Here is a 20,493-nt window from a genome sequence, read left to right as displayed (position 1 = left end):
ACTGCGTAACGCAGGAAGTGTATTGCTGACAAGTTGCTCCCCAGCAGAGCCTGTTTCCTCTTCAACTTCCTGATACAAATGTAGTTGTTTTTATGAAAAAAAATAAAAACGAAAAATAATACTCCGAATATTTGGATTACAACATAGAAGTAACTGTTTAAATTTTATACGAATATTTTATTATACCTTTTTCTTCGTTCATTTTTCGGCTGTTTTCGGCTGTTTTTTCCTTTCTATCAACTCAACCAACGGTCACAGGAGCGAAGCGTATGTAAATAGCCCGCTATTATCGTTTCAAGAAAGAATAAAACATCTCTAAAAATTTGAACGAATAAAATTTAAACAGTTACTTAATTTTTTATAATTTTATCTATTATAGGGTATAATCCATAAGAGAAAAAGTAACATTAAAAAAACAATGAAATAAGTGTTACCTTTGTCACTTTTTAACAAAATAGTATTTGATTATGAGATAAATAAGTATTTTTGCATGTGTGTTACTTTTTATGGTTGCTTCATAATTAAGAATACGACAATAAATTGAATACAATAAATGAAAAAGAAATTATTATATACTGTCTTTGTCCTTTCTGTATTAGCTAACCTTATACTGGTACCATACGTTGGTTTCCGGTTATATAAAGACAGGCTGAACAACGATATTTTCAGACTGAATGCTTATGCATGGGCAAACAGCCAGCTGAAAGCCCCCCAATTTGACGAAAACAGGGTTGTATTTATTGGGAATTCCATTACCGAAAACTGGGTACATCTGAGGTACAGGTTTTTTGTAGACAATAATTATGTTTGCAGAGGCAAGGGCGGACAAACAAGCTCATTATTGCTTCTTCGTTTTCGCCAGGATGTAATAGACCTGCACCCTAAAGCTGTTGTGATAAATGCGGGAATAAATGATATAGGCGAAAAAACTGGCGTGTATGATCCCGTCTTTGCAATGAACAATATAAAATCGATGGCCGAACTGGCCGAACTAAACGGTATAAAAGTAATCATATCTTCCGTATTGCCTTGCAAGGGGCATGGATGGGAACCTATTAAAGAAGTTCCTGAAAAAATAGACGACCTGAATGAACGTATAAAGGCTTATGCTACAGAAAGGGGATATTATTATCTGGACTATAATACGCCCATGCGCGATAGTGAAAACGGTATGAACGCAGCTTACTCACTGGACGGATTGCATCCAAACGAAGCAGGATATAAAGAAATAATGGAGCCATTGGTGCAAAATGCTATTAATGAAGTATTGAAACAAACTGATAAAACTGAATAATATGAAAAAGTTAATTTTAATTCTATCTTTTATATTGACCACAGGTCTGGCATACTCTCAGTATGGAACGTACGGAGGCAGTTATAAATCAAATTCGGGATTCGACCCGTCCAGATTGACTATTGGCGGTAACTTCAATTTGCAATTTGGCGATTATACCGCTGTCGGTATCTCTCCGCAGGTAGGCTATAATTTTTCCAAATATTTTGCTGCCGGGGCCGGGCTTGGATATACTTATTTTCGCGAGAAGGAGTATGATTATAAATGGAGCCGTCATTATGTAAGTTTTAACCTGTTCGGACGTATCTATCCTGCCGATTTTCTTGTATTGAGTGTACAGCCGGAGGCCAGCCGTATGTGGGAGACGGTAGATTATGGCAGGGAAACGTATAAAACGAATAAGTTTGTACCCTCGGTACTTGTAGGAGGCGGTTTCCGCTTTATGGGTATGATTGCCATGATACAGTATGATGTTGTACAAGACAAGTATTCACCTTATGGCGACAATTTGTTTTATAGTGTGGGATATTCATTTAGTTTCTAATAAGATCAAATCAATAATTATCATGAAAAAAATAATTTTAGTTATGTCTTTCCTTTCATTTTTCTCTTTGTTTTCCAGGGCACAGGAGTATAATAAGATGATAGGCCTGGAAAGATATGCAGAGGCAAATGCAGCTTTGCCTGCACCGGCCAAAGGAGAGAAGCGTGTAGTATTCATAGGCAATTCCATTACAGAAGGATGGGTAAATGTACATCCCGATTTTTTCAAATCGAATAACTATATAGGCAGGGGAATAGGAGGGCAAACCAGTCCGCAGCTATTATCCCGCTTTCGTCAAGATGTAATTGATCTTAAGCCTGTTGCCGTAGTTATCAATATAGGGACGAATGATATAGCACAGAATACGGGTATTTACGATGCTGATTTTACATTCGGTAATATAAAGTCGATGGCCGAACTGGCAGATGCTAACGGGATAAAGGTAATTCTTTCGTCTGTAACCCCTGCCGGAGAATATCCGTGGCGGAAGGAAATAAAAAATGTACCTGAAAAGATAATGGCTCTGAATGCAAATATAGAAGCTTATGCCAAAGCGAAAGGCTTTGTATATATCGATTACTTTTCGCTGATGTGTGACGAAAGTAATGCTATGAAAGCCAACTTTAGCTATGACGGGGTACATCCTACCAAAGAAGGCTACGTAATAATGGAAACGGCAGCTAAATCAATGATAGATAGTATAATAAAGTAAATATAAATTTTGAAGCGTAAGAGTAGATATCGTTGTTAACCTTAGTTGTCAGTCGTTGACTGATAGCAGTTAACTGAAAATTCACTACCTTTGTACCCTGAAAAAATAATTTATATAAATAATGGCATTACAATGTGGTATTGTAGGACTCCCTAATGTGGGTAAGTCTACTCTTTTCAACTGTTTATCGAACGCTAAAGCACAGTCGGCTAATTTTCCTTTTTGTACAATAGAACCAAATGTCGGTGTTATCACTGTTCCGGACGAACGGCTGAATAAACTGGCCGAACTGGTAAAGCCTAACCGTATTCTACCTACTACAGTAGAAATTGTAGATATTGCCGGGCTTGTAAAAGGTGCCAGTAAGGGAGAAGGATTAGGCAATAAATTCCTTGCCAATATACGCGAGACGGATGCCATACTTCATGTATTACGCTGTTTCGATGACGATAATATCACTCATGTGGATGGTAGTGTAAACCCTGTGCGCGATAAGGAAATTATAGATATCGAACTCCAGCTTAAAGATTTGGAGACAGTACAGTCGCGTATCCAGAAGGTGGAAAAGCAGGCTAAGACAGGTGGAGATAAGGATGCTAAACGTGCTTATGACATTCTGGTACAATTTAAAGAAGCCCTCGAACAGGGAAAATCGGCACGTACTGTAAAGTTTGATAATAAAGAGGACGAAAAGATAGCTAAAGAATTATATCTTCTTACCTATAAACCTGTAATGTATGTTTGCAACGTAGATGAAGCAAGCGCTGTTTCGGGTAACAAGTATGTAGATCAGGTGTGTGAATCTGTAAAAGAAGAAGATGCCGAAATTCTTATTGTAGCAGCTAAGATAGAATCTGAGATTGCTGAATTTGAATCTTACGAAGAACGTGAGATGTTCCTTTCCGAAATAGGACTGGAAGAATCCGGTGTTGCGCGTCTGATTAAATCAGCATACAAACTTCTCGGTTTGCAGACTTATTTTACAGCCGGAGTGCAGGAAGTACGAGCATGGACATTTACTGCCGGATGGAAAGCGCCACAATGTGCGGGTGTGATACATACCGATTTTGAAAAAGGTTTTATCCGTGCCGAAGTAATTAAATACAACGATTTCGTTACGCTGGGTTCGGAAGCAGCCGTAAAAGAGGCGGGTAAAATGAATGTGGAAGGTAAAGAATATATTGTTCAGGATGGCGACATTATGCATTTTAGATTTAATGTATGATCATAAACTATGATTCTCCCGGCCAGTTGTGCAACAGGATATGGTCTTTGCTTCCTTCCATAGCTTACGGGTTAGAATACAAAGAGAAAGTTCTGGCTGTTAATTTTGATGAATATTCGGCTCTTTTCGATAATCTGGATAAGAACCCATACGTTCGTTTCCGGTCGCGTAACTTCTTGCAAAGGCTTTTTCTTTCTCTTAAAGCAAGAGGATATATACAAAACGGAAAATCGAATATTCTAAGAAAATTGTTTGGTATCAACCTGATAGAGGGCTGGTCTAACCGTCTCGGGAACGCAGGGATAGTGGTCAAACAATCGGATAATATACGCCCTGTTTTCGATTTTAAAGCTGATACGACAACCGCCGTAGATGAGTTATTTTCATCTCTGGACGGATTCACTATAGTTGGCGTACATATACGCAGGGGGGATTATAAAGAGTGGCTCAACGGCATCTATTATTTTTCGGATGAAGAGTATCGCCGGGCAATGAAAAGCGTTGAAAAGCAGTTACTGGAAAAAGGAGAAAAAGTTAAGTTTTTACTTTGTTCGAATGAAAAAATTAATCCGGCTGATTTTAAAGGATTGGATTGTTTTTCCATACCTGATTCTTCGGGTGCAAAAGACTTATATGCCTTATCCAAAAGTGATTACATAATAGGGCCACCAAGTTCTTATTCCCAGTGGGCTTCATTTTATGGTAAGGTTCCTGTTAGCTATTTAATGTCGCGAGATGAAGAATTAATGCTTTCCGATTTTTCCAGAATAATATCTTTTAATACCTTTGAAAACGGAAATATCCTTGATATTGACTAATGTTTAATTTAAATGAGTAATATATAGATGATTAGTTCTGCTGACAAAAAAGATTACCCCGTATTGATAGATATCTGGGAAAGTGCGGTAAAGGCTACTCATGATTTCTTATCAGATGAAGATTTCGACTTTTATAAGTCTCACATACCTATCTATTTTGAGCATGTGTCGTTATATGTTTACAGGGATGAAGAAGGTGTTATAAAAGCTTTTCTGGGTATTAGCGACGATAATATAGAAATGCTTTTTGTAGACAATAATTGCAGAGGTACAGGTATAGGGAAAATATTACTCGACTATGCCATAAATAAGCTAAACGCGCGGAAAGTAGATGTGAACGAACAAAATACACAAGCTTTGAATTTTTATTACCATCTCGGATTTAAAGAAGTAGGACGGGATGAATATGACGGGGAAGGAAAAGGCTATCCGATATTACACTTGGAGAAACATTAATACTCTGAATTAAAATACTAACCTAACATTATTTTTATGAAAAAACTACTAATTGCGTTAACCTTTGTTTTAACGTGCTCTTTAACGGCAAATGCCCAACTCGGTGGACTGAAAATTAATAAAAAGCATATAGATGCCGCTAAAAAAACCGCTCAGGCTTTAACGCTTACCGATGAGCAAATTGCACAGTACTGCCAGGAATATATCGACTGGATGGATGCTCACAATCCTGTTTGTAAGACAACCGACTCAGATCCGGGAATGAAAGCTGTGGCCGACCGTCTCGAAAAAATAAAAGCTTCTATGCCATCCGATGTAAATCTTGACATTCAGGCTTATTATGTAATAGACCAGAACGCTTTTGCTTGCGCAAACGGAAGTATCCGTGTTTTTGCAGGGCTTATGGAGCTGTTGACAGACGATGAAATACTGGGTATCGTTGGTCACGAAGTTGGTCATATCGTAAATAAAGACTCTAAGGACGCGTTCAAAAAAGCGTTGCTTACTTCAGCACTTAAAGATGCTGTAGGTTCTACAGGTGGTGCGGCAGCAGCTTTGACCGATTCTCAATTAGGCGCACTTGGCGAATCGCTTGCAAGCGCTCAATTTTCTCAGAAAGCTGAATATGCGGCTGATGATTATGGTTATGAGTTCCTCAAAAAAAGTGGTAAAGACCCTATGGGAATGGTAACAGCATTGCGTGTTATCCAGAAATTGTCTGACGATGCAGGCGTTGACAAGAGTAAAGCTAAACAATTATTCTCTAGTCACCCCGAAAGCGGTAAGAGGGCAGATAAGCTGGAAACTAAATACAAAAAGGAATATAAGAAATAATTATAGCCTGTAACAGGTTTAAGAAACGGGATCACTCATTGGTGTTTCCCGTTTTTGTTTTGTATGAAGGATTTTTTATAGAATACAAGTTTGATTGCCCGGAAAAAATATCTTACTTTGTTTAGTTTTTGTTAGAGCCTGTTTAAATTTTATAGCAAATCTTTTTTATAACTATTTTTAGATGGATTTTATCATTTTTACTAGCCGGTTTAGCGGGCTAAACCAAGAGTAAAAAAGGGAAAAGAGGATAAAAAAGTTGCTAAGAATGAATTGCAAGAGCCTATAATAAAAATTTTCGCTAAAATTTAAACAGGTTCTTAGAGCCTGCTAATAATATTAATAAAATAAAAATGGCAAAAAGTAAAATTACCACCGTATTATTTGGTTTGGATGGCGTTGTAGTAGACACGGAACATGATTATGACAATTTCTGGAGTAAGATAGCTCAGGATAACGAATTGAAAATAAATAATTTTTCTGCCATAATAAAAGGGATGACATTGAACTCTATTATTGAGCTCTACTTTACTATCTCTACACAGGAAGAGAAGCAGGCCATAAGAGATGCTTGTTCGCGTATGGAGCAGAGCATAGATTATAAAAACGTGGTTATTCCCGGTGTTCTGGATTTTATCAAATATTTGAAGGAAGAGAATTATAAGATAGGATTGGTTACCAGCTCGCCAACCAGTAAGGTAAAGGTAGTGCTCGATCAACTATCATTACAAGATACATTTGATACCATTATTACATCAGACAGTATTAAGAAAGGCAAACCCGACCCGATGGGTTATGTATTGGCAAAAACGAATCTGGGTGTACAATCGGGCGAATGTGCCGTATTCGAGGACGCGTTTACGGGGATTAAAGCGGCTACCTATGCTTTTATGCGTGTTATAGGTGTAGCCACTACCCTATCGGCCGACTTCCTGAAAGATTATACCTATGGCGTAGTTTCTGATTTTACAGATATGGACGGATTAAAATCCCTTTTAAGCTAAGAGTCTGGATGAAATAAAATATATTTGAAGAGTATCTCTTTTGAGGTACTCTTTTTTTATTACCGAAAAATAACAAATTTGGAATACTATCTGAAAAATTTCATAGCCAGTAGAGAGGTTAAAATTTGTTTAAACCCTTATTGAAACTATAGTTTATCTACTTTTGTAAACATGATTATTTCGAAAAAAACTGTCTGTCTCTTTATAAGTGACAGACAGGCTCGTTAATCTTATGACTGCAAATATAGAGTATCCAATCTTCGAATTTATTGCTTATTCACGGACAATTATTTCTAAATCACGCCTTAATACCATTTTATAGTCTATTCTGTAAAGACTTTTTGATACTTTTTTAACATTTTTTTATATCCTTTTTTTAAGTTCCTTACCTGTTCTTAATATTCTGATATACAGATGTTTTACAAATGTTTTACAAATGAAAATTTTAGAAAGGCTATTTTAGGCCTCCAAAATCAATCTATTTATCTGTAAAAGAGTAACTTATATTGTAAGAAAAGAGCGAAAATTGTCGTTTTATGTTTTACAATTTGTTTTACAATTATTTTCGTTCTGTTTTTCACCTTTGTAATTATCTGTAAATTAACATAATACAATATGTTAATTCCTCTGTCTGTCACTTATAAAGAGACAGACAGGATAATGACAAAAGACATTTTCCGTCACTGGTGGAAAACAGGCGGTAATAAGGAGTAAACAATATGTATTTACAACTACAGGAGCGGTACTGGGACGGTACACTTTATCTAGGTATGGACAAAACGGAAAGAAAAATGGCATGTATTAACATCTGTTTTTTCTTTTCCGGACACACCATGCTTAGCAGATTCGTTATACAAGTTCCCACATCAGCAAATATATTAAAAAATAAAACAAACCGTATCGGAAAATGTTTTTTTTATCCGGTTCGGTATATAACTTCCGGGGAGGAAGTACTAGTATTGTCTTGTTTGTCTTCAACTTTGTCTTATTTGTTTTCAATCGGTCTTTTATCGCTTGTGAAAGTAGTAAAAGAATCCCTCCCCGTAATACATCCCCTGCTGCCTCCCCCGAATGGGGAGGTAGCGCGAGGCGGACAAGCCAAATATAAACTTAACTATAATAAACAAAGCCTCTGCTTCTCCCTCTCCACAGGAGAGGGTAGGGGTGAGGTAATTATTCACCTTTCCATCTTGCCTGTCTCCTCCCCTTTTGGGGAGGCTGGCCGGGGTGGTTCCATTTGCTAATATACTAAGAGCCTGTTTCAATTTTAGCGAAAATTTTTATTACAGGTTCAGGTCAATAGTTCTTAGCAATTTTTAGCGTCTTTCACCCTTTTTACTCTTGGTTTAGCCCGCTAAACCTGCTAGCAAAAATGATAAAATCCATCTAAAAATAACTATAAAAAAGATTTGCTATAAAATTTAAACAGACTCTAACTTTCAAATAACATATTTTCTCTTTTTCCTTTCCCATTAAGGTGGGCAAGGGATTTATCAAATTAACATCATATGAAAACAACCAAGGTACAAACAATGAATCTACACAAAGGCAGGCGGCTACTGGCCGTTATTACTGTCTTTCTGGCTTTCAGCCCCCTGATAAGGGCGCAGGTAATGGTAGGAGCTGTCGACCCTCCACAGGACTTCTCTATACTGGAAATAGAATCCAACGAAAGCGGTGGCTTGCGATTGCCACACCTGACCACCGAGCAACGCGATGCCATTACCACCCATACCGGATTTACCGGTATCAAAGCCGAGCTAGGCCGCGGGCTTACCATCTTCAACATCGACACCAAATGCGTGGAATACTGGAACGGCCTGACCTGGATTGCCAACTGCGAAAACAGCGCTAAGCCCGAATGTATAGAACCATGCGACTGTGACGGGGACGGATTCAAGTCGCAGGACTGCGGCGGTGACGACCCCGATGACAAAGACGGCTGCGACCCCGAAATAACAGGCATAACAACCACTCTCACCCCTTCGTCAGGCTACGTGGTAGGCGAGCCTGTAACTATCACCGTAGGCGGCTCAGGGGCAACTATCAAGCGCCTGAGCCTCGATGGTGGGAAAACCTTCTCGTTGGGAAATACCGTAACCGTTAATCCGGCCAAAGTAGGAGTGAACAGCTATACCATTATGGTAAACAACTGCCCTACACAAACGGTGACCGTAAATATTACGGCTAAAACCTGTACCAAAATCACTTCTGCAAAGGTAAGCAGTTGCCTGCCCTATATGTTTACTTACCAGACCATGAACCTGACAGCCACAAAGTCCGGCGGCACGGCAGCCACATCTTACCGGTGGTATATAGATGGCGTAGCTGTGCAGGGTGCGACCGGCGATACCTTTACCCTCAGGCCAAGAGGCATGGAGCTGAATACCGATGCGCTGGGCAACAAATGGAAAGACATAAAAATAACCTGTGAGGTAAGCAATGCCTGCAACATGGTGAAGTCTAACGAATACACCGTAACGGTAGTATATGCCGGAGATGGCGATGGCCGCCTGTACCCCATTACCGTAAATGCCGTGGACGAGAACGGCGATGCCCTTCCTCCGCTGACCTTTGCCCATGCCAACCTGGGTGCGGAAACCGATACCGACCCCTGCAAGAATATGCTGGGCGACCTCTACCAGTGGGGACGGGTAGCAGATGGGCACCAGAAAAGGACATCACTTACATGGCCGCTATCGGATGAGGGTGATAATACCACTATCGCCCAGGATGATGAGCTGGATAGCAATGGACAGGTAAAATATGGTAACGACAAATATGGTAAGTTTATAAAGAATACAAAGAATCCTTACGACTGGCGCAGTACAGAGCAACACCTTTGGGGTAATAATACTCAGGAATACAACCCTACCTGGACAATGCCTGACAACAATCCATGCCCAAGAGGCTGGAAAGTGCCCAGCCAGAAACAATTGAGTGCAATCTTTATTGGGGGTAAAGCTAATGGTGTCATTGGGACTTCACCCAATCAGGCAAATACATGGATTAAACTGGGTCCGTTTACAACTAACAGTGCCAGTGGTTACAAAATAGCAGATGCTCTTTATCTGCCTGCTGGCGGTGAACGTATAGGCACTACCGATTTGATGAATAGAGTTGGTACCAGCGGCAATTACTGGAGTAGTAGTGTCCGCACTCTTGAAGGTGTCAACTCGTCCGCATTTGCCTTCAGCGGCTCGGGGACTGTTTACCCGAACGGCTATACTTATGGCCGTGTAGATGGTTACTCCGTACGGTGCGTAAAAGAATAAACACAATCAATAAAATTCTATAATACTCAAAATTAATTAATAATTTATGAAAACAACCAAGACACAAAACCAAAGTGCGACCCGGTGGCGGTTACTGACCGTCCTGATAGCCCTGATGCTGCTTTGTCCCTTTGCCAAAGCACAGGTAACCGTGGGATCGGGAGACGCACCACAGGATTTTTCCATACTGGAAATAGTATCCAACGATAAAGGTGGGCTTCGGCTACCGCAATTAACAACACTCAAACGTAACGAATTGCAGGCTACCCAGAAGTTTAAGGACGAAATTATCCTTAAAGGCCGTGGATTGACCATCTTCAACACAGATACCCGGTGTGTAGAATACTGGAACGGACTGACATGGATTGCCAACTGTGAGGATTCTTCAAAGCCCGAATGTATCGAACCATGCGATTGCGATGGAGACGGGTTTAAAGCACAGGACTGCGGCGGTGACGACCCTGACGACTACGACCCATGTAACCCCGGAGTGAGCGACATAGACATTACGTTCAATCCTACTTCTGGCTATGTGGTAGGCGAGCCGGTCACTATTACTGTAACAGGTACCGGAGCAGCTATCAAGCGCCTGAGCCTCGATGGTGGCAAGACTTTCACTGAGGGAAATACGATAATAGTAACACCAGGTAAGGTAGGAGATAATATTTATAAGATAATGGTAAATAACTGTTCATCTCAGGAAGTACCGATAACGCTTACAGATGTTCAGCCTTGTACACCTATCACTACGGTGGGGATAGGTGGTTGCACACCTTATATGTTCGATTACCAAACCCTGAAACTGACGGCTACACCTGATGCTAACGCCACATCTTACCAGTGGCTGATGGATGGCGTACCTATCAGCGGGGCTACAAGCAAGACACTCTCTTTCAGCCCCAGAGACCTCGAACTGGAAACCGATGCGCTAGGTAACAGAACCAAGCTTGTGAATATAACCTGCAAGGCAAGCAATGCCTGCACAGCGACAGAATCTGCTCCATATCCCGTGCTGGTAGTGGGCGTACAGATAGATGCCAACGGCCTGGCGCCGATAAACCTGAATGCCGTGGACGAAAATGGCAATACCCTGCCTCCGCTGACCTTTGCCCATGTAAACCTGGGAGCGGAATATGAAACCGACCCGTGCCGTACATGGGGCGACCTCTACCAGTGGGGGCGCAAGGCCGACGGACACGAAAAACGAAACAGTCCCAGATACCCAAACGATGACGACTCGGAAGAAAATGGTATTGCTGGTCTAACCGACCTGGATGCCGATGGGCAGATAGCATGGGGTAATCCCCGTTACGGGAAATTTATCAAACAAAAGGACGATCCCATGCACTGGTATCCCGGATTACTAAATACACTATGGGGCGACGGAAGTAGTCCTGTACAAGGATCAATAAATAATTATAACCAGCCAAAAGCCAAAAACGATCCTTGCCCCGCAGGATGGAAAGTTCCCAGCCAAAAGCAATGGCAGGCCATATACAAGCCTACAGGCGATGGGGACGGAGTGCCACAAGACAACACATTAACCAACAACTGGGGAATAAACGGAAGCTCTGCCAAAAGCTATATAGTAGGCATGGCACTTAATCTGCCTTTTGCGGGTAAAAGGGAATATGACACTGGGGAAAACAACCGCAAAAATGAATATGGATATTATTGGTCAACCACACATGATTGGAGGGATGTATATCAGTTATATCTCGATGGACCAGGAGCAAAAGTTAATCCAAATAATCATAATCATCGTACTTTTGGTTTGTCGGTACGTTGCGTAAAGGAAAATGGATACACCCCGCCGAAGCAATGTGAAGCCATTACAGATGTTACTGTTAAGGGTATAACAGCTTATGTTGCCGGTCAGACCATAACACTGCAGTTGGATGCCGTTACTCCGGCTAGTGCCGATGCCACTGCTACTATCTCATACCAATGGTACAAGGGTAATAAAGCTATTACAGGCGCTACCTCGGCCACCCTTACCATCGATAATTGTACCACTGCCGATGCAGGCAACTACTGGCTGATGGTGGGTAATGATTGTAGCAGCAACATATTGAGTGCCTCTGTGAATGTGACGGTGATATCGTCACCTAGTACTCTGCCGCTGGGAGAAGGAGTCTTCAAAGGTATACCTTGTTTTGACGTGGTGGAAACCAACGAAGGGGGAGGTTGTGGCACGCTGGCCAACCGTGCCTCGCAGAAAGCGGACTTCTCCCAAGAAGAATGGAACACTCAAGACTATACTTTTGATAACATAGCCGGCGGTGTGGAAGTAAGTAAGATACGCTTCTATGCCGTAGACCAGACAGGGTTAGTAATTGAAAGCATTACCCCTAAAAGCACGACTTGGGAGACAGCTACCAACCTGAGAGGTATATTTACGGTAACCGTGAAATACAAAACCACCTTGAACAACGATCAGTCGCTGGGTGGTGCAGGCGGACGCGACCGTAACAATGCCCTGAATGCGATGCTGTATGTGGTATACAATGCCGATGCTACAGGTGTCACAACAAACGACAAGTACCTCGAACTGAAAGTATCGGTGCAGGATTGTACCTGTTGTCCGGGATATCTGGCTCTAGGTGGCGAGTATGTACCAAAAGCCCCATACTCATATATGGGTGCTCATGAAGACTTTGAAGTCGTTAAAAATTTCTTTACTGCTACTGGTAAGGATGTCTGTTTCTATAAAAAAGATGCTCCAGGCGACATTGTATGGAATACTGTTTTCAATACATCCGCGTGTTCTATCAATAACGGTTACGTGGCTGCTCCTTATCAGGTTATGGGCAGTTGGCGATTGCCTACACTTGCCGAGTTGGGCGCAATCCAGTCTATACACAACGACCTGTCGTCACAGCCTACTTCTGCATCTGGTACTGATAATTTTCGTAGTGTTCCTTACTGGAGTAATACTGAACATGATGAAGACATAGCGACCATCTGGAATTTTGGCTCTGGATATGCATTTGCAGGTTTTAAAAACACTGCCAGCAATGCGCGTTGTGTCCGAACTTTTTAACTATTTGCGTAGAAGATAAATAATTCCAAAAACAGACATACTTAGTTAATTAAAAAGGGAGCGGCTACAGGTCGCTCTTTTTTGTGTTGTAGGGTTTTTAGGGCAGTGGTCAGTCATGTACGGAAGAATTCAAACTTATAACCGAAGATTATCGGTCCAGTGTCATCAACTTAAGGATTATGAAACCAAAGATCAGGGCTGAAATAATAAAGGCTTTCAGCCTTAGCTTGAAGACATTGGGTCATCGGCCTGCGAAAATTGCAAAGCTTAGAAACCACTGTCTGAAAGACAGGACAGTATATATTTTGCCTTTTGTACAATTTGTTAATTGTATTAAAAGATCTAAGTACATGACAAAAATTATTCAAACACGATTTGGAGACGATGTAGGGGCAGTGGCTTGTCCCTGCCCGCTTGTCATCGTTTACGGGCACCCACAAGGGGATGCCCCTACAGCAGGATATAAAATTTTGTCATGTACTTAGTTAAAAGATATAAAATGCAAACGTCCCTTTTGCTAAAGGGGACGAATGAAGCGGAGGGCTTGGATATGTTTTTTAATATGCCCTGGTTATAATATAATCCACTGTGGCTTCGAGTGCTTCACGTACATCGGGGTTTGGTACGGTTTCTATAATTTTTTCAGCCTGTTCCTTAAATTCTTCAATCTTTTGGTATGCATAATCTATCCCGCCATTATTTTTGGCGTAGGAAATCAGATGCTGAATATTTTCGTTTGTATAGTTATAAGAAAATACGATGGATAATATCTCTTTTTTCTCCTTTTCCGGAGCGTTTTTGATGGCATATAGTAGCGGCAGCGTTATTTTTCCTTCGCGTATATCATTGCCTGTGGGTTTACCTATAGCATCGGTAAAGTAATCGAATATATCGTCACGAAGCTGGAAGCACAGGCCGAATAGTTCGCCAAGGCGTGCAAACTTCTTCACCTCTTCTTCCGAAGCTCCCACCGACATGGCTCCTATACGCATACATACCGACATCAATGAGGCTGTTTTCTTCTTTATTACCTCAAAGTATTCATCTTCATCTATAATCAACTCTTTTACAAGCGATAGCTGGTTCAGTTCTCCTTCGGCAAGGTCGCGTCCGAGATCCGATATATTGGATATGATTTCCATATTGCCTGTCAGTACGCTTTTTATCAGGGCTGTAGACAGGAAATAATCGCCTGCCAGCACCGCCATCTTATTATCATAGATTGCATTTAGCGATGCCCTGCCCCTCCTTATTTTCGATTCGTCCACCACATCGTCGTGTATGAGCGAAGCTGTGTGCAGGAGTTCTATCGTTACCGCCGAGTTGTATGTGATATTATTTATTTCGCCGCATGCCTTTGCCGCCAGTAGCAACAAAGTAGGACGGATTCTTTTTCCGTCCGATTTCATGATGTAGTCTATGATTTCCTGAATCCTTACATTATTGCAAAAAACAGAATCTTTGTAATATGTATTGAATTTTTTTAATTCTTCCGTTACCGGTTTAGCTATCAAGAGCTTCTTATCCATATCGTGTTTTGTTGAATTGCAAATTTAAGAATATTTCGGTTTTCAGCATTATATATCTGTAACTTTACATGCTATTAACAGAGTTTTTATGAATTTCTTGTATAAAACTGTAAAATTTAAATTTATTAGAGCATATCATCGTATATGGCAAAAATAGAGGAGGCGATTGCGGGTTAAGCCAGCCATGACAATCGTTCATTTCAGAAACTACTCTTTTCCGCTCTTTTGTAGTTATCTACTTTTTCCGTAACTTTCCGCATATTTAACAGATAATCCCGATGAAATTATTTCTACTAGACGCGTATGCACTGATATACCGTTCATATTACGCATTCATTAAGAATCCCAGAGTAAACTCGAAAGGTCAGAATACATCTGCCATATTTGGTTTTGTAAATACATTGGAAGAACTTCTCCGCAAAGAAGATCCCACGCATATCGCCGTGGCTTTCGATCCTCCCGGAGGGACATTCCGTCACGATGCCTACGAGAAATACAAAGCCCAGCGACAGGAAACGCCCGAAGATATACGGGCGGCAGTACCTATCATTAAGGAGATTATAGCGGCCTATAACATCAAAGAGCTTGAAGTACCATATTATGAAGCCGATGATGTGATAGGAACGATTGCGAAGAAAGCCGAAAAGGAGGGCTTCGATGTGTATATGATGACACCTGATAAGGACTATGGGCAACTTACGTCCGATCATATATTCATGTACAAACCGAAGTTTGCAGGTTCGGGCTTTGATGTGCTCGATTCTAAGGCCATCATGCAGAAATATGAACTTTCCTCTCCTTTGCAGATGATTGATTTGCTTGGACTGATGGGGGATGCGTCCGATAATATTCCGGGTTGTCCCGGTGTAGGCCCTAAAACGGCGCAGAAACTATTGAGAGAATACGGTACAATCGAAAACCTGCTGGAAAATACATCCGGAATCAAAGGAACGTTGAAACTGCGTCTGGAAGAAAATAAAGAACAGATTATTTTCTCTAAATTCCTCGCAACGATTAAGATCGATGTACCTGTCGATTTTAATAAAGATGAATTTAAGCGCAGGGAAATCAATGCAGACAAGATAGCGGCACTATTCGAAGAACTTGAGTTCAGGACACTTATCAACAGGGTACTGAAAACCGATGGTACGCCTGCGCATCCTGTACGCAATACAACTACGCATGAAGCTATACAGGGAGATTTGTTCGCAGAGTTATTACCCCCTGCCGATTCGTCACAGGACAATGTTAACTATTATGGTTTACAGGAATTGAAAGATGTGCCGCACTCTTATCATCTGGTTGATAACGAAACAGATATAGCTAATTTGATAAAGGTACTTTCGGGGCAGGAGTCCTGTTGCTTCGATACAGAGACCACAAGTGTGGATCCTATTGTAAGCGAACTTGTCGGCATGTCTTTTGCTTTCAGCGAGGGAGAAGCCTATTATGTTCCTGTTCCTGATGATTTTGAAAAAGCGAAGAACTTAGCGGAACGGTTCCGTCCGTTTTTTGAGAACGACAAGATACTGAAAATAGGGCAGAATATAAAATATGATATTATCGTGCTTAAGAAATATGATATACATGTACGCGGGCAATTGTTCGATACGATGATCGCGCATTACCTTATCAATCCCGAATTGAGACACAATATGGATTATATGGCTGAAACCTATCTGAAATACAGGACGATACATATCGATCAGCTGATTGGTGCAAAAGGCAAGAATCAACTGAATATGCGTACCTTGAGTCCCAAGCAGGTTTGCGACTATGCCTGCGAGGACGCGGATGTGACCCTGAAGCTAAAGAGCATACTGGAAAAGGCCATAGAGAAGCAGGATTTAGGTAAATTGCTGTATGATATAGAATTGCCTTTGATTTATGTGCTCGCCGATATGGAATATACAGGCGTAAGGCTCGATACTGCGGCGCTAGGCGAATATTCTAAAACGCTGACGCTTGAATTGCACACTATAGAATCTGAAATATATAAACTGGGAGAGACTGAATTTAATATCAATTCGGCGAAGCAGGTAGGCGAAGTACTGTTTGATAAACTGAAAATAGTGGATAAGCCGAAGAAAACCAAAACAGGGCAATATGTAACCAGCGAGGAAACACTGGAAAGCATGAAGGACTCCCACCCTATCGTTGGCAAAATATTGGAATACAGAGGGCTGAAAAAACTACTGAGCACTTATATCGATGCTCTTCCACAGCTTGTCGACCCTAAAGATGGAAAGATTCACACTTCTTTCAATCAGACTGTTACTGCTACTGGCCGTCTGAGTTCAAGCAATCCGAACCTGCAGAATATACCTATCCGCGAAGCACAGGGTAAGGAAATCCGTAAAGCTTTTATTGCCGATGACGAGTCTGTATTCTTTTCTGCCGACTATTCCCAGATAGAGTTGCGCATCATGGCGCATCTGAGCAAGGACCCGAATATGGTGGAAGCCTTCAACAGCGGAGAGGATATCCATGCCGCTACAGCCGCTAAAATATATAAACTACCGATTGGCGAAGTAACAAGCGATATGCGCCGGAAGGCAAAAACGGCCAATTTCGGCATTATTTACGGCATATCGGTGTTTGGCTTGGCAGAACGTTTGTCTATCCCGCGTGGCGAAGCCAAAGAGCTTATAGATGGTTATTTTGAAACCTATCCGAAGGTAAAGGAATATATGGATAAAAGTATTGCGGATGCCCGTGAAAAGACGTATGTAGAAACTGTTTTCGGGCGTAAGCGCTACCTGCCGGATATTAATTCGCGCAATGCCACCGTACGCGGATATGCCGAGCGTAATGCCATAAATGCTCCAATACAGGGAAGTGCCGCCGATATTATCAAAGTGGCTATGAACCGTATTTTTGAGCGGTTTGAGAAAGAAAATATCCGTTCAAAAATGATTCTTCAGGTTCATGACGAATTAAACTTCAATGTACTTGACGGCGAGTTGGATAAAGTGCAGAAAATAGTGATAGAGGAGATGGAAAATGCTTACAAGTTGGTTGTGCCGCTAAAAGCAGATTGTGGTAAAGGAAAGAACTGGCTTGAAGCGCATTGAATCAGTCAGCAGTTATTAAAAATAATAAATACACCTGTGGCCTTAAATCTTTCTGATTATCTTTACCGAAAATTAGGTTTGGTATATGAAAAATCTTCTGGATAAAGTACAACAAAGCAAAAGATACCATTTTTGGCTATTTTTTGCTTTGTTAATTTTTCTGTCCTCGTTTATGATGTTTCTTTATGAGCCATTATGCCCGGGGCAGGATTTTTTCTTTCATTTTAGGCGTTTACAGGCTCTGATGGATGCCTTAAAAGACCATTCGTGGCCATATTATCTTGATTATACAGCTATAAACGGTTATGGTTATTTTACGAAAGCCTTTTATCCCGATCTTATCCTTATACCTTTTGCATTCATTGGGAATTTTACGGATGCTGCTTTCGCTTATAAGTTACTGATTTTTACGATGACGGTTTTATGCGGTACATTTACCTATTATGCTGTCAATTACGTTTATAAAGACAAATTTGCCGCGTCTGTAGGGGCGCTGTTGTTTACATTCTCATCTTACAGGTTGCTCGATATATATCACAGGGCATCGTTAGCCGAGGTTATATCATTTACATTTATTCCCATTGTCTTTCTGGGATTGTATCATATAATCAAGGGGGATTATAAGAAATGGTATATACTTGCCATAGGTTACAGCCTGATGATTTTCACTCATCTGATATCGTCAGTACTGATGTTTGTGACCATGCTTATATTTCTCGTTATTTATTACAAGCCTTTGCTGAAAGAGCCTAAGCGTATAGCATATCTGGTTTTGGCGGGAGTAGTGACTATTGTTGTTACCAGTTACTATATTTTCCCGATGGCAGAGCAGATGCTTTCCGACCTTTTTTATTACCAGACCAGGGAGATAATGACGAGGGTGCAAGGTGCGCTCTATCCTCCGCATTGGATTGTATGGGGTATGTTCCTTGGATTTACCATTACCGAACAGGCGTTTATTGCCGGGGTGGGTTTATTACTTACTGCGTCTATCGCACTACGGCTGTTTGTATATGAAAAATCGGATAAGCTGAGAAGCCTTGATATAGGAGTTGTTGTAGGATTGGTTTTTATTGTAGCCTGTTCATTCTTTTTCCCTTGGACTACGTTCCCTTTTAGCTTGTTGGATTTTATCCAGTTCCCGTGGCGGCTTCTTGAATTTTCCGGATTTTTGTTTGCCATAGCGGGAGGGTACTATTTTTCACGGCTTTTGAAGACGAATAAGAGACGTTTGGTTGGTTGTGGGGCAATAGCTGTCCTTATCGCTATTATGCTTGCAAACGACTCTAAAATGTATCAGAACTACCGCTGCACACGTGATATATTGGAAGAAGCTACGGTGAGGGACAATTATCATCTGGGCGGAATGGAATATCTTCCTGACAAAGTGCCTGATATGAAGTATATCCATCAGCGCGGCGATAGTGTAAAAGCACAAAATGATACAATTGTTATATCAGACTTTACCAGAGCTAAAGGCCTCACAGGATTTAATATCAGTATTAATACAAAAGACAGCCTCGAGCTCCCGTTGATATACTATAAAGGTTATGCAGCTACGCTGAACGGGCAGGAAATCCCTGTTACCCAAAGCAGTCACGGGCTAGTACAGGTTCCTGTAGATCAGTCGGGTAGGGTAGAGGCTTGGTATAAAGGAACTTTAATACAAAAGCTCGGTTTTTATACAACTATTCTGACTATATTTGCGTTATGTGCATATATATTTCTCAAAAACAGAAAAAAGAAACATCTTAAAACATAACACGTTATGCGTCATCTTTCTAACATTGATTTTATATATCCGGTTTTCATGTTGATTTTCGGTATTGTAATGATCGTTAACCCGCGTTCGCTGATGCGGAGAGCCAAATACGATGAAGAAAGCCTGAAAACTGAATCATGGGTTAAAAAACTGGGTATAGGCTTATGTATTTTTGCTGTCGGATTCGCAATTTATATATTCTATAAGCTGAACAATGCTTGATGGCTTTGTAGAATATGGCTATATAGGTCTGTTTCTGGCGTCTTTTCTTGCTGCTACCATCTTGCCCTTTGGTTCTGAGGTTGTTTTTGCCGGGCTGCTGGCCGCCGGGCTGAATAGCTGGACATGTGTTCTTATAGCCTCGGTGGGAAACTGGCTGGGCGGAATGACAAACTATTATCTGGGCAGGCTGGGCAAAATAGAATGGATAGAAAAATACCTGAAAGTAAAGAAAGAAAAGATAGATAAAATGCAGCATTGGCTTGAAGGTAAAGGAGCCGTGATGGCCTTTTTTAGTTTCATGCCTGTTGTAGGCGATATTATTGCTCTGGCATTGGGGTATATGCGTGCCAATGTATATATTGTAAATGTAAGTATGTTTGCGGGTAAATTTATACGCTATGTACTGATTATGTACGGGGTAAGCTGGATTATTTAGTATAGGTTATTGTCTTATCTTATGAATAATGCGAATCAGTATTTCGTTTTGTTTATATTATGTGTTCTTTTATTTTATGCACAAAAACCATCATGGTTTAAACCTTTTAGCATTGGCTCATACTGCCGCGCCCTCCCGGGCTTTTGCTTCCTTTTGGCATTGCCCAAAAGTAAGCAAAAGGCTAGTGCTTTGTCCCTCGGCGACCCACCAACGGCTGGCCGGCTAAACGGGACGAAACTCGCCTGCGGCTCGGACAACATCCCGTTTC

General features: G+C 41.1%; 17 protein-coding genes and 1 pseudogene. 16 read left to right on the top strand and 2 right to left on the bottom strand.

The genetic code is table 11. The annotated features are described in order from the left end of the window. Positions 1-553: 553 nt before the first annotated feature. The 8 genes from D0T84_RS17380 (at position 554) to D0T84_RS17345 (ending at position 6,884) form a co-directional block, all read left to right on the top strand. Positions 554-1,294, top strand: coding sequence for a GDSL-type esterase/lipase family protein (locus D0T84_RS17380; RefSeq protein WP_163309131.1), 741 nt, complete (start codon positions 554-556; stop codon positions 1,292-1,294). Between the two features lies 1 nt (position 1,295). Continuing rightward, a complete protein-coding gene (locus tag D0T84_RS17375) occupies positions 1,296-1,838 on the top strand; it encodes a hypothetical protein (protein WP_163309130.1) in 543 nt (180 codons plus the stop codon). A gap of 22 nt (positions 1,839-1,860) precedes the next feature. Then, entirely contained in the window at positions 1,861-2,550 is a 690-nt protein-coding gene (locus tag D0T84_RS17370) for an SGNH/GDSL hydrolase family protein (RefSeq protein ID WP_163309129.1), read from the top strand. A gap of 121 nt (positions 2,551-2,671) precedes the next feature. Further along, entirely contained in the window at positions 2,672-3,775 is a 1,104-nt protein-coding gene (ychF, locus tag D0T84_RS17365; protein WP_163309128.1) for a redox-regulated ATPase YchF, read from the top strand. Next, complete coding sequence (locus tag D0T84_RS17360) at positions 3,772-4,593, top strand: alpha-1,2-fucosyltransferase (RefSeq protein ID WP_163309127.1); 822 nt, start codon at positions 3,772-3,774, stop codon at positions 4,591-4,593. The genes ychF and D0T84_RS17360 overlap by 4 nt, the downstream gene beginning before the upstream one ends. A gap of 27 nt (positions 4,594-4,620) precedes the next feature. Next, positions 4,621-5,049: a GNAT family N-acetyltransferase gene (locus D0T84_RS17355; protein ID WP_163309126.1), complete on the top strand. Its 429-nt coding sequence runs from the start codon at positions 4,621-4,623 to the stop codon at positions 5,047-5,049. A 36-nt stretch (positions 5,050-5,085) separates the two neighbouring features. After that, positions 5,086-5,883 (top strand): M48 family metalloprotease, encoded by a 798-nt coding sequence (locus D0T84_RS17350; RefSeq protein ID WP_163309125.1) that lies wholly within the window; start codon positions 5,086-5,088, stop codon positions 5,881-5,883. A 350-nt stretch (positions 5,884-6,233) separates the two neighbouring features. After that, positions 6,234-6,884, top strand: a complete 651-nt coding sequence (locus tag D0T84_RS17345) for an HAD family phosphatase (RefSeq protein ID WP_163309124.1) — start codon at positions 6,234-6,236, stop codon at positions 6,882-6,884. Positions 6,885-7,891: 1,007 nt separating this feature from the next. On the opposite strand, the gene D0T84_RS17340 is transcribed toward D0T84_RS17345, so the two are convergent. After that, positions 7,892-8,149: a hypothetical protein gene (locus D0T84_RS17340; RefSeq protein WP_163309123.1), complete on the bottom strand. Its 258-nt coding sequence runs from the start codon at positions 8,147-8,149 to the stop codon at positions 7,892-7,894. A 243-nt stretch (positions 8,150-8,392) separates the two neighbouring features. On the opposite strand from D0T84_RS17340, the gene D0T84_RS17335 reads away from it, so the two are divergent. The 3 genes from D0T84_RS17335 to D0T84_RS23060 all read left to right on the top strand — a co-directional run bounded on the left by D0T84_RS17335 (position 8,393) and on the right by D0T84_RS23060 (position 13,687). Then, a complete protein-coding gene (locus D0T84_RS17335) occupies positions 8,393-10,159 on the top strand; it encodes an FISUMP domain-containing protein (protein ID WP_163309122.1) in 1,767 nt (588 codons plus the stop codon). A 46-nt stretch (positions 10,160-10,205) separates the two neighbouring features. Continuing rightward, complete coding sequence (locus tag D0T84_RS17330; protein WP_163309121.1) at positions 10,206-13,202, top strand: FISUMP domain-containing protein; 2,997 nt, start codon at positions 10,206-10,208, stop codon at positions 13,200-13,202. A gap of 350 nt (positions 13,203-13,552) precedes the next feature. After that, positions 13,553-13,687: a hypothetical protein gene (locus D0T84_RS23060; protein WP_255495167.1), complete on the top strand. Its 135-nt coding sequence runs from the start codon at positions 13,553-13,555 to the stop codon at positions 13,685-13,687. A 72-nt stretch (positions 13,688-13,759) separates the two neighbouring features. Here the strand turns inward: D0T84_RS23060 and D0T84_RS17325 are convergent, their stop codons facing one another. Next, positions 13,760-14,731, bottom strand: a complete 972-nt coding sequence (locus tag D0T84_RS17325) for a polyprenyl synthetase family protein (RefSeq protein WP_163309120.1) — start codon at positions 14,729-14,731, stop codon at positions 13,760-13,762. 278 nt (positions 14,732-15,009) lie between these two features. On the opposite strand from D0T84_RS17325, the gene polA reads away from it, so the two are divergent. From polA to D0T84_RS22625, 5 genes and pseudogenes are all read left to right on the top strand, one after another. Further along, a complete protein-coding gene (gene polA, locus D0T84_RS17320) occupies positions 15,010-17,805 on the top strand; it encodes a DNA polymerase I (protein ID WP_163309119.1) in 2,796 nt (931 codons plus the stop codon). 172 nt (positions 17,806-17,977) lie between these two features. Next, positions 17,978-19,567, top strand: a complete 1,590-nt coding sequence (locus D0T84_RS17315; RefSeq protein ID WP_255495445.1) for a hypothetical protein — start codon at positions 17,978-17,980, stop codon at positions 19,565-19,567. Between the two features lie 6 nt (positions 19,568-19,573). Then, the gene (locus tag D0T84_RS17310; protein ID WP_163309103.1) at positions 19,574-19,789 is read left to right on the top strand and encodes a hypothetical protein; all 216 of its coding nucleotides are present in this window, start codon (positions 19,574-19,576) and stop codon (positions 19,787-19,789) included. Next, positions 19,782-20,225 carry a YqaA family protein gene (locus D0T84_RS17305; RefSeq protein WP_163309117.1) on the top strand — a complete coding sequence of 148 codons (444 nt, stop codon included), beginning with the start codon at positions 19,782-19,784 and terminating at the stop codon, positions 20,223-20,225. The genes D0T84_RS17310 and D0T84_RS17305 overlap by 8 nt, the downstream gene beginning before the upstream one ends. A gap of 21 nt (positions 20,226-20,246) precedes the next feature. Continuing rightward, positions 20,247-20,493: pseudogene (locus D0T84_RS22625) on the top strand (hypothetical protein); the annotation flags it as partial.

Origin of the sequence: Dysgonomonas sp. 521 (genome assembly GCF_010501055.1) — a bacterium.
Taxonomy (GTDB): Bacteria; Bacteroidota; Bacteroidia; order Bacteroidales; family Dysgonomonadaceae; genus Dysgonomonas.
The sequence above is the reverse complement of the archived record's forward strand: the minus strand, read 5'-3'. Positions and strand labels throughout refer to the sequence as shown.

Coding starts and splice junctions, on each gene's coding strand:
- D0T84_RS23060 (WP_255495167.1), top strand. CDS start 13,553: ATGACAAAAATTATTCAAACACGATTTGGAGACGATGTAGGGGCAGTG.
- D0T84_RS17370 (WP_163309129.1), top strand. CDS start 1,861: ATGAAAAAAATAATTTTAGTTATGTCTTTCCTTTCATTTTTCTCTTTG.
- D0T84_RS17355 (WP_163309126.1), top strand. CDS start 4,621: ATGATTAGTTCTGCTGACAAAAAAGATTACCCCGTATTGATAGATATC.
- D0T84_RS17345 (WP_163309124.1), top strand. CDS start 6,234: ATGGCAAAAAGTAAAATTACCACCGTATTATTTGGTTTGGATGGCGTT.
- D0T84_RS17325 (WP_163309120.1), bottom strand. CDS start 14,731: ATGGATAAGAAGCTCTTGATAGCTAAACCGGTAACGGAAGAATTAAAA.
- D0T84_RS17315 (WP_255495445.1), top strand. CDS start 17,978: ATGATGTTTCTTTATGAGCCATTATGCCCGGGGCAGGATTTTTTCTTT.
- D0T84_RS17380 (WP_163309131.1), top strand. CDS start 554: ATGAAAAAGAAATTATTATATACTGTCTTTGTCCTTTCTGTATTAGCT.
- D0T84_RS17335 (WP_163309122.1), top strand. CDS start 8,393: ATGAAAACAACCAAGGTACAAACAATGAATCTACACAAAGGCAGGCGG.
- D0T84_RS17360 (WP_163309127.1), top strand. CDS start 3,772: ATGATCATAAACTATGATTCTCCCGGCCAGTTGTGCAACAGGATATGG.
- ychF (WP_163309128.1), top strand. CDS start 2,672: ATGGCATTACAATGTGGTATTGTAGGACTCCCTAATGTGGGTAAGTCT.
- D0T84_RS17305 (WP_163309117.1), top strand. CDS start 19,782: ATGCTTGATGGCTTTGTAGAATATGGCTATATAGGTCTGTTTCTGGCG.
- polA (WP_163309119.1), top strand. CDS start 15,010: ATGAAATTATTTCTACTAGACGCGTATGCACTGATATACCGTTCATAT.
- D0T84_RS17330 (WP_163309121.1), top strand. CDS start 10,206: ATGAAAACAACCAAGACACAAAACCAAAGTGCGACCCGGTGGCGGTTA.
- D0T84_RS17350 (WP_163309125.1), top strand. CDS start 5,086: ATGAAAAAACTACTAATTGCGTTAACCTTTGTTTTAACGTGCTCTTTA.
- D0T84_RS17310 (WP_163309103.1), top strand. CDS start 19,574: ATGCGTCATCTTTCTAACATTGATTTTATATATCCGGTTTTCATGTTG.
- D0T84_RS17375 (WP_163309130.1), top strand. CDS start 1,296: ATGAAAAAGTTAATTTTAATTCTATCTTTTATATTGACCACAGGTCTG.